The following is a 15,739-nucleotide window of genomic DNA, read 5'->3' on the forward strand; positions in this document are numbered from 1 at the left end:
CCGCAGCCGCTCGGCCGGGATGCCCAGGCGCGCCAGGTCGCGTCGGTGCGAGCGGTCCAAGGCGATCACCAGGTCGGCGTCGCTGTGCGCGGCGCCGAACGCGGCGGCGATGTGGCCGGTCGGGTACCCGTACCTGCGCAGGGTCGCGCTGGTGCGCGGGTCGGCGTCGGCGCCGACGTGCCACGAACCGGTGCCCGCGCTGCTGACCCGTACCCGATTGGCCAGTCCGGCCCGGTACAGGTGCGACGCGAAGATCTTTTCCGCCATCGGAGAGCGGCAGATGTTGCCGGTACAGACGAACGAGACGTGCAGCTGACCCACGCCTGCCATTCTGGCCGGTCCTGCTATCCGACCGCCACGTAGGGTGTGATCTCGTGGCCGAGGACACCGTCGATCGCGCGAAACTGCGTCACCACGGCGACGTGGACGCGCGTGCGGGCATGCTCGATTTCGCGGTGAACGTGCAAGGGATCGCGCCGCCCGAGTGGCTGCGGCGGCGTCTGGCCGCGCGGCTGTCGGATCTGGGCCGCTATCCGAGCGCCGAGGACGCCGAAGCCGCCCGCCGCGCGGTCGCGGCCCGGCACGGCCGCGCTCCCGGCGAGGTGCTGCTGCTGGCGGGCGCCGCCGAAGGCTTCGCGATGCTGCCCCGCCTCGCCCCGCGCTCGGCCGCGGTGCTGCACCCGTCGTTCACCGAGCCCGAACTCGCGCTGCGCGAGGCCGGCGTCCCCGTGACCAGGGTGGTATTGCGGCCGCCCTACCGGCTGGATCCCGCCGCGGTGCCCGCCGAGGCCGATCTGGTGGTGCTGGGAAACCCGACCAACCCGACTTCGGTGCTGCACCCTGCCGACACCATCCGCGCCCTGCGCAGGCCGGGGCGCGTCATCGTGGTCGACGAAGCCTTCGCCGACGCGGTGGCGGGCGAGCCGGAATCCCTCGCGGCCGACTCCGCGCCCGACCTGCTGGTGCTGCGCAGTCTCACCAAGACCTGGGCGCTGGCCGGTCTGCGCTGCGGCTATTTCCTCGGGGCGCCCGACGTGCTCGCGCGTCTGGACCACGGGCGGCCGCACTGGCCGCTGGGCACCCTGCAATTGGAGGCGATCACCGCCACCGCGAGCCCGGCGGCCGTCGCCGAGGCCGGGCGCGGCGCAGAGACGCTCGCCGTGCATCGCGCCGCCATGATCGAGCGCCTGACCGGCGTCGGCGTCTACGTCCACACACCAGCGGAGGGCCCGTTCCTGCTGCTGCGCGTGGCGGACGGCGAATTGCTACGCAAACATCTGGCCGCCGAGGGCATCGCGGTTCGTCGCGCGGACACCTTCCCCGGTCTCGGCCCGGATCATCTGCGCGTCGCGGTCCGCGGCGGCGAGCAGGTCGATCGGCTGGTCGCCGCGATCCGGTCGGCGGATGTCCGATGAGCGCATTTCGGCTGTGCGAGGCGGGTCGCGGATCCGATGCCGAGCGTCGCGCGGACGCAGGCGCCGCGCGATCTCGGACGTCCGGTGCGCGGGAGGTGGGGCAGCGCTCGCATCCCCACCGGTGTGGTCGGGAAACGAGCCAGGCGAAGCAGTGCAGGAGCGATGTGAAGGAAGGTGGACGATGACCACGCTCGCGGATCTCATCGGGGTGCTCGACGCGGCCTACCCGCCCGCGCTGGCCGAGTCGTGGGACTCGGTCGGCCTGGTCTGCGGTGACCCGGCCGAGGAGCTGACCCGGGTGCTGTTCGCGGTCGACGCGACCGCGGCGGTCGTCGACGAGGCGATCGACTGGCGCGCGCAGGCCCTGGTGGTGCATCACCCGCTCCTGCTGCGCGGGGTCGACACCGTCGCGGCGAGCACGCCGAAAGGCGCACTGCTGCACCGGCTGATCCGTTCCGGCTGCGCGCTGTTCACCGCGCACACCAACGCCGACTCCGCCGCCCCTGGCGTCTCCGACGCGCTCGCCGCGGCCCTCGGTCTCACGGTGACCGGACCGCTGGACGCGAAACCCGAGTCCGCCGTGGACAACTGGGTGGTCCAGGTACCACGCACGCACACCGAGGCCGTGCTCGCCGCGCTGTTCGCCGCCGGTGCGGGCGGGAGTGGGAACTATTGCGACTGTGCGCTGCGGGTGCCCGCCACGGGGCAGTTCCGTCCGGTTGGCGACGCGGCTCCGGCGCAGGGCACGCTGGGCGAACTCCAGCACGTCGAAGAGGACCGGATCGAGGTGGTCGCCCCGCCCGCGGTGCGCTCGGCCGTGCTCGCCGCGCTGCGCGCCGCGCATCCCTACGAAGACCCGGCCTACCACATCAGTGAACGCGCACAGTTGCCGTCGTCGCTCGGCATCGGCCGGGTCGGCACGCTGCCCGAACCGGAAACGTTGCGCGCGTTCACCGATCGCGTGGCCCGTTCTCTCCCGCACACCGCGTGGGGCGTTCGCGCCGCGGGCGACCCGGACCGCAGTGTCTACACCGTGGCCGTGTGCGGGGGAGCGGGCGACTCCTACCTGAACAGGGCCACCAGGCTCGGCGTCGACGTGTACGTCACCTCCGACCTGCGCCACCATCCGGTCGACGAGCACCTGCGCGCGGGTGGTCCCGCGTTGGTCGACGCCGCGCACTGGGCCACCGAATTCCCTTGGTGCGTGCAGGCGGAAGCGCTCGTCCGGAGCGCACTGCCCGGCCTGGAGACCAGGGTGTCCACGTTGCGCACCGACCCGTGGACGGTGCGTTCTCCCAGCTGAGCACCGAGCGCCTGCGTCGGATGCCGTTGTCCCGGCGACGAACTGACGACGGCGTGTCGGGGCGTGTCCCGCCGGGGCCGGAACGGGTTGGGCGTTTCGGGTGAATCGAGTAGTTCGTGCGGGGTACAACTACCGCATGAACTTCCCGGTCGATTTCGGGCTCGTGCAGATCGGGCTGATCCTGCTGCTGGTCGTCGGTGTGGCGCTGATCGTCTCCGGTCTGATCGCCGCGCGCCGGGTGGGTATGCGGGCGCTGCTCGCGCGCGGCACGGGCGGGCTCGCGCTGCTGCTGGTCGCTGTGGTGTTGCTGTGGATCGCGACCCTGCTGCAGACCTATCTCGGACTGACCGGCGAGATCAAGGCGGCCCATGTGGTGGCGAAGCCGGTGCCGGGGCAGGAACACCAGCTCGACGTCGACCTCACCCTGTACGGCGACGGCGACCACCCCGAACAGCGCAAGACCTACCGGGTCGAGGGCGATATGTGGGTACTGCAATCGGGCATCGTCGAGCTGGAACCGTGGGTGAACGCCCTGGGCTTCCATTCCGGCTACCGGATCAGCCGCCTGTACGGCCAGCGCCTCGACGGCGTCGCGACCACGCAGAACCAGATCTTCCTCAACGAGGGCGACCAGGACTTCTTCGCCGACATGCGCGAGGGCCGCTGGTGGACCCAGCCGTTCGTGCGCTCCGCCTACGGCAACGCGGTGATCGCGGTGCCCGGCGAATACGACGTCTACATCTCCCGGGACGCCATCAAGACTCGCACCGTCGGCGGCTGACGCAGGTCCACCGGTCCGGCGGGGTACGGTTGAACACCAGTCCCGTCCACCCCCTCCAGGAGTTTGTCCGCGTTGAATGTCGAACCCACGATCCAGGCCGCGCTGCTGCGGCTCGCCTCCGTCGACGCCGAGCTGACCCGGATCGCGCACCGGCGCACCGTGCTGCCCGAGCAGCAGGAGGTGGCCCGGCTGGAGGCCGAGCGCAACGCGCACAAAGACGCCGCGGTGGCGGTGGAGATCGTGCTGGACGACCTCGACCGCGACATCCGCAAGCTGGAGGGCGAGGTCGACGCGGTGCGCAAGCGCGAGGACCGCGACAAAGGCATGCTCACCGCGGGAACGGTGAACGCCAAACAGCTTTCGGAGATCCAGCACGAGCTGGGCAGTCTGGAGCGCCGCCGCTCGGTTCTGGAGGACGAACTGCTCGAGGTGATGGAGCGGCGGGAGGCCTCCGCCGCCGACCACGAGCACGCGGGCGCCCGGCTGAGCAAGACCGAGGACGAACTCGCGGCCGCGCAGCGGCATCGCGACGAGGCGCTGGCGGATCTGGACGTGGCGCAGACCCGCTGTGACAACGACCGTGCCGTCGTGGTGGCCAAGCTGCCCGGTGAAGTGCTCGCGATCTACGACCGTCAGCGCGAACAGCACGGCGTCGGCGCCGCGCTGTTGCAGGCTCGCCGCTGCGGCGCGTGCCGTATCGAGCTCGATCGCGGTGAGATCGCGCGCATCGCCAAGACCGCACCCGACGTGGTCGTGCGCTGCCCGGAGTGCGGCGCGATTCTGGTCCGGACCAAGGAATCGGGGCTGTGAGTTCACCGCGAGCGGGCGCCGGGGAAGCCCGGCGATGAGCTTTTCCGAAGTGATCGTCGAAGCCGACGGTGGTTCGCGGGGCAATCCCGGTCCGGCCGGATACGGCGCGGTGGTCTACGACGGCGACCACATCCGGGTGCTCGCCGAGCGGCGGGAATTCCTCGGCATCGCGACCAACAACGTCGCCGAATATCGCGGAATGATCGCCGGATTGGAGGCGGCGGCGGAACTGGGCGCCGAGTCGGTCGTGGTGCGTATGGATTCCAAGCTGGTCGTCGAACAGATGTCCGGCCGCTGGAAGATCAAGCACGCGGCCCTGATCCCGCTCGCCGACCGCGCCCGCAGGATCGCCGCCGGGTTCGCGCGGGTGACCTACACCTGGATTCCCCGCGCGGAGAACTCCGCCGCCGACCGCCTGGCGAACGAGGCCATGGACGAGGGCACCGGCGCCGGTGACGGCCGTGCGCTCGCCGCGGACACGAAGTCGACCGAGGCCGCGGATCCGGCCCTCGTGGTGACCGAGCACGACCGGCCGAGCTGGATCGACGAAGTCAGGGACGCGAACGCCGAGCAGACGAAACCCGCGCAGTACAGCCCGGGCTGGACCGGCGCCACCGGCCGTCCCACCCGTTTGCTGCTGCTTCGCCACGGCCAGACCGAGTTGTCGGTGCAGCGCCGCTATTCCGGTCGCGGCAACCCACCGCTCACCCCGCTGGGCCGGGAGCAGGCCGCCCGTGCCGCGAAGATGCTCGCCGCCAAAGGCGGTATCACGGCCGTGGTCAGTTCTCCGCTCGGCCGGGCCAGGGAGACCGCCGAGGCGGCGGCTGCCGCGCTCGGGGTTCCGGTCGAGGTCCACGACGGGTTGATCGAGACCGACTTCGGCGTGTGGGAGGGACTGACCTTCGCGGAGGCCATGCAGCGCGACCCCGATCTGCACGCGCGCTGGCTCGGTGATCCCGCTGTCGCCGCGCCCGGAGGGGAGAGCTTCGAGGAGGTCACGGGGCGGGTGGACGCGGCTCGTCGCGACCTGCTCGAACGGTATCCCGGCGCCAACCTGGTGGTGGTCAGTCATGTGACCCCGATCAAGACGCTGCTGCGGCTGGCCCTCGATGTCGGCCCTGCGCTGCTGTACCGATTGCATCTGGATCTGGCGTCGCTATCGATAGCGGAGTTCTATCCCGACGGCGGGTCTTCGGTGCGTCTGGTGAACGATACGTCCTACCTCTGAGGACGCCGCCGAGCCCGAATCGAGGGCTTATGCGGTGCGCGGAGCGCGAATTATGCCCTATTGCAACACATTTGCGTTTCACATTCGCGCGATGCGGTGAATCTCACTTCAACTCTGCCTTGCGCGCCGAGTAGCGGTAGGCTTCCGGACGGTCAGGCACAGGCGTCCTACCGGGTTGCCTGGTCGGGGTCGACGCAGCGTCCTCGGTCAGTGCTGTTCAGGGGACGATGGCTCGCGGGCAGTGACGCCCGCAGGCCGCGTCGTAGGAAGCTCCTGTGCCGTCGAGTGGTTCGATGAGAGTGCAGGTTCGATGAGCAGTCCGATCAAGGTTGTCGTTCTCGGGGCGGGGATCGGAGGGCTCACCACTGCGGCTGCCCTGCGGCATGCGGGTTTCGGCGTCGAACTATACGAAGCGGGGCCCGAGCTGAGGGCCCAGGGATTCGGACTTTCGGTGCAGGCCAACGGGATCAACGCGCTGCGCACCCTCGGCCTCGGCATCGACGAGCAACTGCTCGAACGCGGCGGCCGGGTCGAGACCTTCCGTTTCTGCAACCCCGACGGCAGCCCGATCCGGGTGCTTCCGGTGCACCGGCTCGATGCCCAGCTCGGCGCCCCCGCTGTGGCGCTGCACCGCACCGACCTCCATGACGTACTGCTGCGCGCGATCGGCGACACGCCGACTCACGTTGGCGCGCAAGCCACTCGTTTCGTGGACGAGGGCGAGCACGTCCGCGTCGAGTTCGCCGACGGCCGGATCGCCGAGGGTGATCTGCTCGTCGCCGCCGACGGCATCCACTCGGTGGTGCGCGCCCAGCTGCACGGTCGCGCCGAGCCGCGCCCGGGCAATTTCGTATGCTGGCTGGCCTGCATCCCGTTCGTGCATCCCAATGTGGCTCGCGGGCTTTCGGCGCACTTCTGGGGCACCGGAATGCGTTTCGGCATCCACGACATCGGCCACGGCCGGGTGTACTGGTGGGGCACCAAGACGCTGCCCGCCGACGAGGCCGCGAACTGGCAGGGCGGCAAGGAGGATTTGCTGCGCCTGTATGCCGATTGGGCGCCGGAGGTGCGCGCCTGCATCGAGCAGACCGACGAATCGGCGATCCTGGCCGTGCCCGCGCAGGACCGTCCGCCGCTCGCGCAATGGGGCCGCGGCCGGGTGACGCTGCTCGGCGACGCGGCGCACCCGATGCTGCCCAGCCTCGGCCAGGGCGCCAACGCGGCCATCGAGGACGCGGTGGTGCTGGCGAGCGTGCTGCGCAACTCCCTGGATCCGGTTGCGGGTCTGCGCCGTTACGAGAAGCTGCGCGCCGACCGCACCGCCATGTTCGTCAACGGGTCGGCCTCGCTGGCCAAGATCGAGCAGACCACCGACCCGCGTCTGGTGCGGGTGCGCGACACCTACTTCCGGCACGCGCCCACCGAGTTCTTCTTGCGTGAGCTCGGCAAGCCGATGTCCTTCCCGCCGCCGGACGGGCCGACCGCCCGGCTGCCGCGCCCGCTGTCGCCGGTCGAGCGCTGGCATTGGATCGCCGATCAGCTCGCGCCGCTGCACATCCTGTCGCGCGTGCGGATCCGCGGACACGTCGAGGTCGAGCAGATCCGGGCCGGCTTGGACGAGGTGCAGCGCCGACATCCGCTCCTGCGGGTCGCCGTCGCCGCCGAACCGGACGGCACCGCACCGCGTTTCGTGCCGGTGCAGGCGCCGATTCCGCTGCGCGTGATCGAATCCGAGGACAGCACGAACTGGCTGACCGAGGCCGACGAGGTGGAACTGCGCGAGCCGTTCGACTGGCGTACCGGCCCGCTGGCCAGGGCGGTGCTGATCAAGGAGACCGACGGCACGAACGAGCTGATCGTCACGCTGCACTACGCCATCGCCGACGGGGAGAGCGCGCTGTCTGTGGCCAAGCAGGTGCTCCAGGTGGCCGCCGGGGAAGCGGCCGACTTCGCGCCCGCGCCGGTGCGGCCGGGGCCGGAGGAGCTGTTCCCGCCGCGTTTCCAGGGAGCAGGGGGTGCGCTGCGCACCGCGGGTTCTTTCCTGCGCGACCAGAAGTCGCAGCTGCGCAAGCCGCGCAGGCTCGAGCCCACCTCGCTGGTTCCCCCCGCGCAGCGGCGCAGCCGGGTCGTGCACCGCAGCCTCGACACCGACCGGCTCGACGCGCCCACGGCAGGCTGCGCCCGCCACGGCGTCGGCCTGCAGGCGGCGCTGTCCGCGGCGCTGCTGATCGCGGCGGCCAGGGAAGCGGGCACCGAGAAGGCCGCCTGGTTCACCGTCGGCAGCTCGGTCAACTTCCGCGACCATCTCGACGGCGCCGCCGCCGACACCGAGGTCGGCACGTACCAGGGCATGATCGCCACCCCGGCGAAGTACGCGCCGTGGGCCTCGCTGTGGGAGATCGCCGCCGACATCGAGCGCGAGTACGGCGCGCGGATGGATCGACGCGATCACCTGTCCGCGCTGAACCTGCTGAAGGTGGCCGCACCGAAGTCGGTGGCCGCCAGCGCGTCCACGGTGAAACTCATGGACACCCGCGGCCCGGGTCATCTCTGTATGACCTACCTGGGCAGCTATCCCTTCCCGGACAAGGTCGGCTCCTGGCAGCTGGAGGGGGCGCAGTTCGTCTCCGGCATGTCCGTCAGCGGTTTCATCATGGCCACCGCCAACGCGACGCACGACGAGTTGTCCTTCAACATCGGCTACGTCGAGCCCGCGGTCTCGCGCGATCGAGCCGACCGTCTCGCCGACGAAAGCGTGCGCGCGTTGCTGTCGGCTTGCTGACCTGCCCGCATACACCGCGATACAACAGCAGAGTCGCGGCATCGGCACAGCCGATGCCGTGATTCGCGATATCGATAACTGGATAAGTGTGGTAGCAGCTTTGCGTGTCAGCGATCAGGGTGGGCTTGGGTAGATCCGCGCACGGCCGGTGCCGCGACTGTCGCGATAGGAGTGACTGTGACATCCGAACCGAGTGCTACTTCCGAAAGACCTCCCGAGGCCTGGCCGGTCAGCGCGTACCAGCGAGACGTGTTGTCGGTCGCCTACCGGTATGCCCCGGCGCCGGTCACCAGGAACGCCTACTGCGCGTTCCTGGACGAGTCTTTCGATATGGCCAGGTTGCGGGCCGTGGTGCGCAAGGCCCTGCTGGGTGACGACGCACTGCGGCTGAGGTTCGAATTCTCCGACGGCCGTTTCTGGCAGTGGGTGTCCGACGAGCTACCGGAGGTCGAACTGGTCGATCTCAGCTGGGCGTCCGACCCAGCCGCCGCGCGCCGGGACTGGGTGAACCGCGCCAACGTGACACCGTCCCCGCCGCGGCAGCCGTTCCGGATCGCCGCGCTGGTCGACGGCCCCGACCACTTCCATCTCTACGTGGCGATGCACCACGCCATGATCGACGGCTGGGGCGTGAACGCGCTGTGGAGCGCGCTGGTGGACAACTACAGCCGCACGGATCTGCCGCTGGAACTGCTCGCCGAACCGGACCCGGCGACCGAGCAGACCGACCGCGGCGCCGCCACCTACCGCAAGATCGCCGCCGAGCACGAGCAATACCTGTCCTCTCCGCAGTGGGTGGCGGACCGGGACGCGCTGGTGCGCCGTTTCGAAGGCGTGGTCCCCGCGCTGTTCTCCGGCCGTGCGAGCACCCCGAACGTGAACCGGGGACGCCGACGCGTCGTCGTGGCACCCGCGTTCCTGGATCGGATTCGGGCCACCGGCTTCTCCGTCTTCGCGTTCACCGTCTCGGCGCTGGCCGCCTACCTGACCACCATCCACCGCTCCGAGGAGGTGGTGATCGGGGTCCCGATGCTCAACCGGAACAGCGCGGAGACCTTCCGCACCTCCGGGCACCGGACGAACGTGGTGCCGCTGCGCATCCGGGTCGACCCGGCCGAGCCGCTGTCGGCGGTCGCGACCGAGGTGGCCGCGCAGATCCGGGAACTCAAGCGCTACGAGCGTTTTCCGTACGGTGACCTGGCCCGTGCGCTCAACAGTGATCCGACGGCGCCGCCGCTGTTCGACGTGGCGTACTCCTACATCAAGATGCCGCCGTCGGATCACCTCGACAAGATCCTCGGCACCCTCGACATCGTCAATCCGGGCACGGTGCTCGAGGCGCTGAACATCCTCGGCGTCGAGCATGCCCGCGACGGCTCGCTGAACCTCCAGCTCTACTACGACCGAGACGTCTTCGACGCGAACTTCCCGTTCGAGTCGGTGGTGCGCGGCATCGGCGCCCTGCTGGTGGCGGCGCTGGACCGGCCCGGCGCGCCGATCTCGGCGCTGCCGCTGATGCCCGCTCGCGAGCTGGCCGCCATCGCGGCGTTCGAATCCGGTCCGCGCGAACAGTTCCCGTACACCACGATCGACCGGCTCTTCGCCGAGGCGGCGGCCGGGCATCCGGATCGAGTCGCGATCGAACCGGTCGCGGGCTCGGGGGAGCAGCCGCTGCGCTATGGCGAACTGTCGGCGCTGGCCGACGGATTCGCCGCCGAGTTGCGCGCGCTGGGCGCGACCGGCAACGAATGCGTGCCGGTGGTGCTGACCCGCTCGACGGAGATGCTCGTCGCGATCTTCGGCGTGCTGCGCGCGGGCTGCGCGTACGTGCCGCTGGACCCGGACTTCCCGGCCGCCCGCATCGAAACGGTGCTCGCCGACTGCGGGGCGCGCTTCGTCGCGGCGGGGCCGCGGCATCGAGCGGTCTTCGACAAACTGGGCGTCACCCGGATCGCGGTGGCCGACATCGGCCCGGCGCGCGGCGTGGAACACGTCTCGCACCCGGCGGATCTCAGCTATCTCATCTACACCTCGGGCTCCACGGGCGTGCCCAAAGGCGTGATGATCGAGCACCGGTCGGTGGTGAACCGCCTGACCTGGATGCAGCGGCGCTACCCCCTGCACGCCACGGACGTGATCCTGCAGAAGACGCCGGTCACCTTCGACGTGTCGGTGTGGGAACTGTTCTGGTGGGCGATCACCGGCGCCCGGCTGGCGCTGCTGGAACCGGGCGGGGAGCGCGATCCGCGCCGCATCGCCGAGGCGATCGCCGCGCACGCCGTGACCGTGCTGCACTTCGTGCCGTCCATGCTGGCCGCGTTCGTCGACGAGCTGGCGGCCGATCCGGCGACGGTCGCGCGGATCGGCAGCGTGCGGCGGGTGTTCTGCAGTGGCGAGGCGTTACCGCCGGCGCTGGTGCGCCGGTTCCACGCGGTCTTCGCCGCGGCCGGTGCCACAGCGCCGCAGCTGGTCAATCTCTACGGCCCCACCGAAGCCACCGTGGACGTCTCCTATTTCGACTGCCCGGCCGACGACCCGCTCGACGTGGTGCCGATCGGCCGCCCCATCGACAACATAGATCTGCTCGTGCTCGACGACACGGGCCGCCGCGTGCCGGTCGGTGTGCCGGGGGAGCTGAACATCGCGGGCGTGGGCGTGGCTCGCGGCTACCGAGGCAGGCCCGAGCTGACCGCCGCGGCGTTCGTCGACGATCGCGCGGTGCCCGGACGCCGCCGCTACCGCACCGGCGACCTGGCGCGGTGGCTGCCGGACGGCAACCTCGAGTACCTGGGCCGGTTCGACGATCAGGTGAAGATCCGCGGTAACCGGATCACGCTCGGCGAGGTGCACAACGCCATGCTCGGCTGCGCCGGAGTGCGCGCGGCGGCCGTGGTGGACGAGGTCTCGGAGGCGCACGGCGTCCAACTGGTCGGCTATTTCGTCGGAGCCGACGTCTCCGGCGAGGAGATCGCCGATCAGCTCGCGGCCACGCTGCCCCGCTACATGGTGCCGTCCCGGCTGATCCGGGTGGACCGGATCCCGCTGACCCGCAACGGGAAACTGGATCGCCGCGCGCTCGCCGCGCAACTCGTCCTCGGCCACGGCGCCGAGTCGTTCGCCGGCGGCGGCGATCCGCGCACCGAGGTCGAAACGCGGCTCGCGCGGGTCTGGCGCACGGTGCTGGGCGTCGAGTCGATCGGCGTACACGACAACTTCTTCACCCACGGCGGCGATTCCATCCTCGCGCTGGCCGTGCGCACCGCCGCCGAACGCGCCGGGCTCTACTTCGACGTGGACGTCTTCTACCAGGCGCCGACCATCGCCGAGCTGGCCCGTGTGGTGCGCGACGACCGGCACGGTGACCGCGGGCACATCGGGACGGCCCTGGAGACGGTGCCGCTGATCGACCGCGCCGCACTGCACCAGGTCGAGGACGCGTTCCCGGCTACAGCCCTGCAACTGGGCATGCTGTATCACAGCATCGAGCGCGCCGACTCGGTCACCTATAAGGACGCGTTCCGCTATCGGCTCGAAATCCCCTGGGAAGCGGAGCAATTCCGGGAAGCGGTGGACCGGCTGGTGCGGCGCCAGCCCGCGCTGCGTTCGTCGTTCGAACTGAGCAGGCACTCGGTTCCGTTGCAGGTCGTGCACGTCGCGCCGCCCTACGAGCTGGAGATCGTGGATCTCGGCGATATGGACGAGGCGACCGGCGAAGACCTGATCGAGATCTATCTCCAGGAGCGGACGCACGCCCAGTACGACATCTCGGTCGCCGCGCTGTTCGCCATCCGGGTGTTCGTCCGCCCCGGTGCGCGGGACCCGGTCGGCGCCGTGGACCTGGTGCTGAGCTTCCACCACGCCATCCTCGACGGCTGGAGCGTCGCCACGTCGGTGCTGGAACTGCTGCTGGACTACCTGAACCACCTCGGCATGACCAGGACCCGGATCGAGGCCACGCCGCATCCGGCCACCGTGCTCGCCGAATACGCGCAGGCCGAGCAGGGCGCCGCGCACGACACCGCGGCCCGCGAGTACTGGCTGACCGCCCTCGCCGGAGCCGAACCCACCGCGCTCACCGCGCTCGGCGTGCACCAGCCGGTGGTCGCCGGCGTGCCGCAAGCGCGGGCGCTGGTGCCGCGCAGGCTGGCCGAGCGGGTCTCGGCGTTCGCCGCGCGCCACCAGGTCCCGGAGAAATCGGTCTACCTGGCCGCGCACTGCCTGGCGTTGCGGGCGCTCACCGGGCGCACGGACGTCACCACCGGCGTGGTGAGCCACGGCCGACCGGACCGTGCGGGCGCCGAGCGAGTGGCGGGGCTGTTCCTCAACACGCTGCCGATCCGGTTGGACAGCACCGCGACCACCTGGCGCGCGGCGGTGGAACAGATCGCGCGCCGGGAACGCGAGGCCTATCCGTTCCGCCGCTACCCGCTGCGGTCGATCCTCGCCGACGGCGGGCCGGTCTTCGAGACGGCGTTCAATTTCGTCAACTATCACGTCTTCCAGCCCATGCTCGTGCTGGACGGCGTGCGCCTGCTGGACTTCGACGTCCGCGAGGAGACCAACTTCCAGCTGCTGGTGACCGCGGCGACCGACCCGCGCGACGGCCGGATGTGGTTGCGGGTCAACGGAGACCACACCCTGACCGCCGAGCAGTGCGAGACGGTGGCGCTCACCCAGCTGCGCATGCTGGCAGGCATCGTCGCCGACCCCGACGCGGTGATCGACCGCGGCGTCGGCCCGGCCACCGCCCGCGACGTGGGCACGCTGGTGGCCGAGGCCGCCGCGCTCAACCCCGCCCGCGTCGCCCTGGCCGGTGACGACGAATCGGTCACCTACGACGAGATGATCGAACGCTCCGATCGGCTGGCGCGCCGCCTGGTCGGACTCGGGGTGGCGCCCGGCGACCGGGTCGGCATCCTGATGGGGCGCCGTCCGCAACTGGTGCTGCTCGTGCTGACACTGACCAGGATCGGGGCCGCGTGCGTTCCGCTGGATGTCAGCTACCCGCGGGCCCGGCTGAATCTCATGATCGACCGTGCCCGCCCGCACCGGGTGATCGCCGACGCCGCCTATCGCGACATCGTGGACGACGCCGCTTTGGTCCTGGACACCGCCGAGCTATTCGACGACTCCGCGCCTGACGCGGACGTGCTGCTGCCCGACCATGTCTCGCCCGACGCGGTGGCCTACGTACTGTTCACTTCCGGGTCGACCGGCGAGCCCAAGGGGGTCGCGATGCCGCACCGCGGCCTGACCTCCCTGGTGGACTGGCAGAATCGCGCGTCCACCGGTACCGGGCTGCTCAGCACACTGCAGTTGGCGCCGTTAAGCTTCGACGTGTCGTTCCAGGAGATCTTCACCACTCTCGCGGCCGGGTCCACCCTGCGGGTGAGTTCGGCCGACCTGCGATCGAATGTCGAGCAACTGCTGAACACGGTGGTGGAGGAGGGAATCGAGCGGCTGTTCCTGCCGTACGTGGCCCTGCAGGCGTTCGCCGAGGCCGCCGTGGGGCGGCGGATGTTCCCGACCGAGCTGAAGGTGCTGATCTCCTCCGGCGAACAGCTGCGCATCACCGACGAGATCCGCGCGCTGTGCAAGGTGGTTCCCGGCCTGGTGCTGGAAAACCAGTACGGCCCGACCGAATCACACGTCGCGACGAAGTTCACGCTGACCGGGCCCGCCGACGAATTCCCCGCTCTGCCGCCCATCGGCCGCGCCGTCGACGGTGACACCGTGGAACTGCTCGACAGCGCGCTGCGCCCCGTGCCGAACGGTGTGATCGGCGAGATCTATCTCGGCGGCCGCAGCATCGCCCGCGGCTACGAGGGCAGGCCCGCGCTCACCGCGCAGCGGTTCGTCGCCACGCACGCGGGCGGAATCCGCTACCGCACCGGTGATCTCGGTGTCCGACTGTTCTCCGGCGACATCGTCTGCCTGGGCCGCAGCGACAGCCAGGTCAAGATCCGCGGGTTCCGGGTGGAGCCGGCGGAGGTGGAGCTGTGCATCCTAGGTCTGGCCGAGAAGTTCCCCGGCATCACCGAGGCCGCCGTGGTGGCCCGCGGTTTCGGCGGTATCGACGGTTCGCTGATCGCGTTCCTGGTCGGCGCGGCCGAACAGACCGATCTCGCCGCGCTGCGGCACGACCTGCGCTCGGTCCTGCCCGCGCACATGGTGCCGTCGCGGTTCGTCTGGCTCGACGAACTGCCTCGCACACCGAGCGGCAAACGTGACGACGCCACGCTGCGCGCCTACGGGGAGGACGCCACGGACTCGGTGGCGGCGCAGCGGGAACCGGCCGACGAGTACGAGCGGTCGGCGGTCGGCTTGCTGGCCGAGTACGCGGGGCTGCGCGCGATCGGCGTGGACGACGACTTCTTCGCGGCGGGCGGCACTTCGATCGGGGCGATGCGCGTGGTGATGGCGCTGTCGCGCCGCTGGGGAGTCGAGGTGCCGCTGGACGCGTTCATCGGCGCGCCCACCGCCGCCGGGCTCGCCGCGCTGGTGCGGTCGGGCGACGTCCAGCGCACGTTCGACCCGCTGGTGCCGATCAGCGTCGGCGGCACCAAGCCACCGCTGTTCCTGGTGCATCCGATCGGCGGCAACGTGCTGTGCTACCTGGCTCTCGCGCGGTACCTGGACCCGGACCGTCCGGTGTACGGGTTGCAGGCGGCCGGGGCGGATTCGGGCAGCGCGCCGGAGAAGTCCATCGCGGCGATGACCGAGTCGTACCTGGAGGCGGTGCGGCGGGTGCATCCGGACGGTCCGTACCACCTGGCCGGCTGGTCGTTCGGCGGTTATGTCGCTTTGGAGATGGCCCGCCAGCTTCCCGAGCACGAGGTGTCCAGCGTGACGCTGCTGGACACCATGGCGCTGCGCGCCCGCACCCGAACGCCGATCCCGGAGGAGAAACTGATCCGGTGGTTCTTCCTCGAACTGCTCTGGTACGCGCGGGGAAGCCAGTCCGCCCTGGTCGATTTCGAGCCCGGCGTGCACAATTCCGAGGAGTTGTTCGCGGCGATGCTGGAGGAGTCGGTGCGGTCGGGCATCCTGCCCGCCGACAGCTCGCCGCAGGCGATCCGGCGGCTCTACGAGGTGTTCTTCGCCAACTACTCCGCGATGCTGGACTACAAGCTCGAGCCGTACGACCGTGACATCACCCTGTTGCGCGCCACCGAGGGCCTGCCGCCGGGCGTCGACCTGGCGCACAAGACCGTCGGCAGCATGTTCGACAGCGCCGACAACGGCTGGAAACAGTACGCGGCGCGCCGGTTCACCGTGATCGACGTGCCGGGCGATCACTTGAACATGATGACCGAGCCGAACATCGGCGAGCTGGGGCTGCGGCTGGACGAGGTGCTCTCGGCCGCCGATCCCGATCTGGACCGGGAGTGGGACGAATCCATGCTGGACGCCTGAGGTC

The 15,739-nt window shown here is 70.5% G+C and carries 8 protein-coding genes; 7 read left to right on the forward strand and 1 reads right to left on the reverse strand.

What is annotated here, in order from left to right:
* Positions 1-330, reverse strand: a 330-nt coding sequence (locus ON19_RS09130) for an arsenate reductase/protein-tyrosine-phosphatase family protein (RefSeq protein ID WP_043689137.1), incomplete at its 3' end; no start/stop codon positions are given.
* 44 nt (positions 331-374) lie between these two features.
* Here ON19_RS09130 and cobC point away from each other — a divergent pair.
* The 7 genes from cobC to ON19_RS09165 all read left to right on the forward strand — a co-directional run bounded on the left by cobC (position 375) and on the right by ON19_RS09165 (position 15,735).
* Positions 375-1,415: an Rv2231c family histidinol phosphate aminotransferase CobC gene (cobC, locus tag ON19_RS09135; RefSeq protein WP_043689009.1), complete on the forward strand. Its 1,041-nt coding sequence runs from the start codon at positions 375-377 to the stop codon at positions 1,413-1,415.
* Between the two features lie 181 nt (positions 1,416-1,596).
* Positions 1,597-2,718, forward strand: a complete 1,122-nt coding sequence (locus tag ON19_RS09140) for a Nif3-like dinuclear metal center hexameric protein (protein WP_043689012.1) — start codon at positions 1,597-1,599, stop codon at positions 2,716-2,718.
* A gap of 136 nt (positions 2,719-2,854) precedes the next feature.
* Positions 2,855-3,499, forward strand: a complete 645-nt coding sequence (locus ON19_RS09145) for a hypothetical protein (RefSeq protein WP_043689015.1) — start codon at positions 2,855-2,857, stop codon at positions 3,497-3,499.
* Positions 3,500-3,571: 72 nt separating this feature from the next.
* Positions 3,572-4,309, forward strand: coding sequence for a zinc ribbon domain-containing protein (locus tag ON19_RS09150; RefSeq protein WP_043689140.1), 738 nt, complete (start codon positions 3,572-3,574; stop codon positions 4,307-4,309).
* 34 nt (positions 4,310-4,343) lie between these two features.
* Complete coding sequence (locus tag ON19_RS09155) at positions 4,344-5,537, forward strand: bifunctional RNase H/acid phosphatase (protein WP_043689017.1); 1,194 nt, start codon at positions 4,344-4,346, stop codon at positions 5,535-5,537.
* A gap of 310 nt (positions 5,538-5,847) precedes the next feature.
* Positions 5,848-8,319: an FAD-dependent monooxygenase gene (locus ON19_RS09160; RefSeq protein WP_043689021.1), complete on the forward strand. Its 2,472-nt coding sequence runs from the start codon at positions 5,848-5,850 to the stop codon at positions 8,317-8,319.
* A gap of 177 nt (positions 8,320-8,496) precedes the next feature.
* Complete coding sequence (locus tag ON19_RS09165; RefSeq protein ID WP_063709408.1) at positions 8,497-15,735, forward strand: non-ribosomal peptide synthetase; 7,239 nt, start codon at positions 8,497-8,499, stop codon at positions 15,733-15,735.
* Positions 15,736-15,739 lie beyond the last annotated feature (4 nt).

Source organism: Nocardia abscessus NBRC 100374 (genome assembly GCF_000308455.1).
Lineage (GTDB): Bacteria > Actinomycetota > Actinomycetes > Mycobacteriales > Mycobacteriaceae > Nocardia > Nocardia abscessus.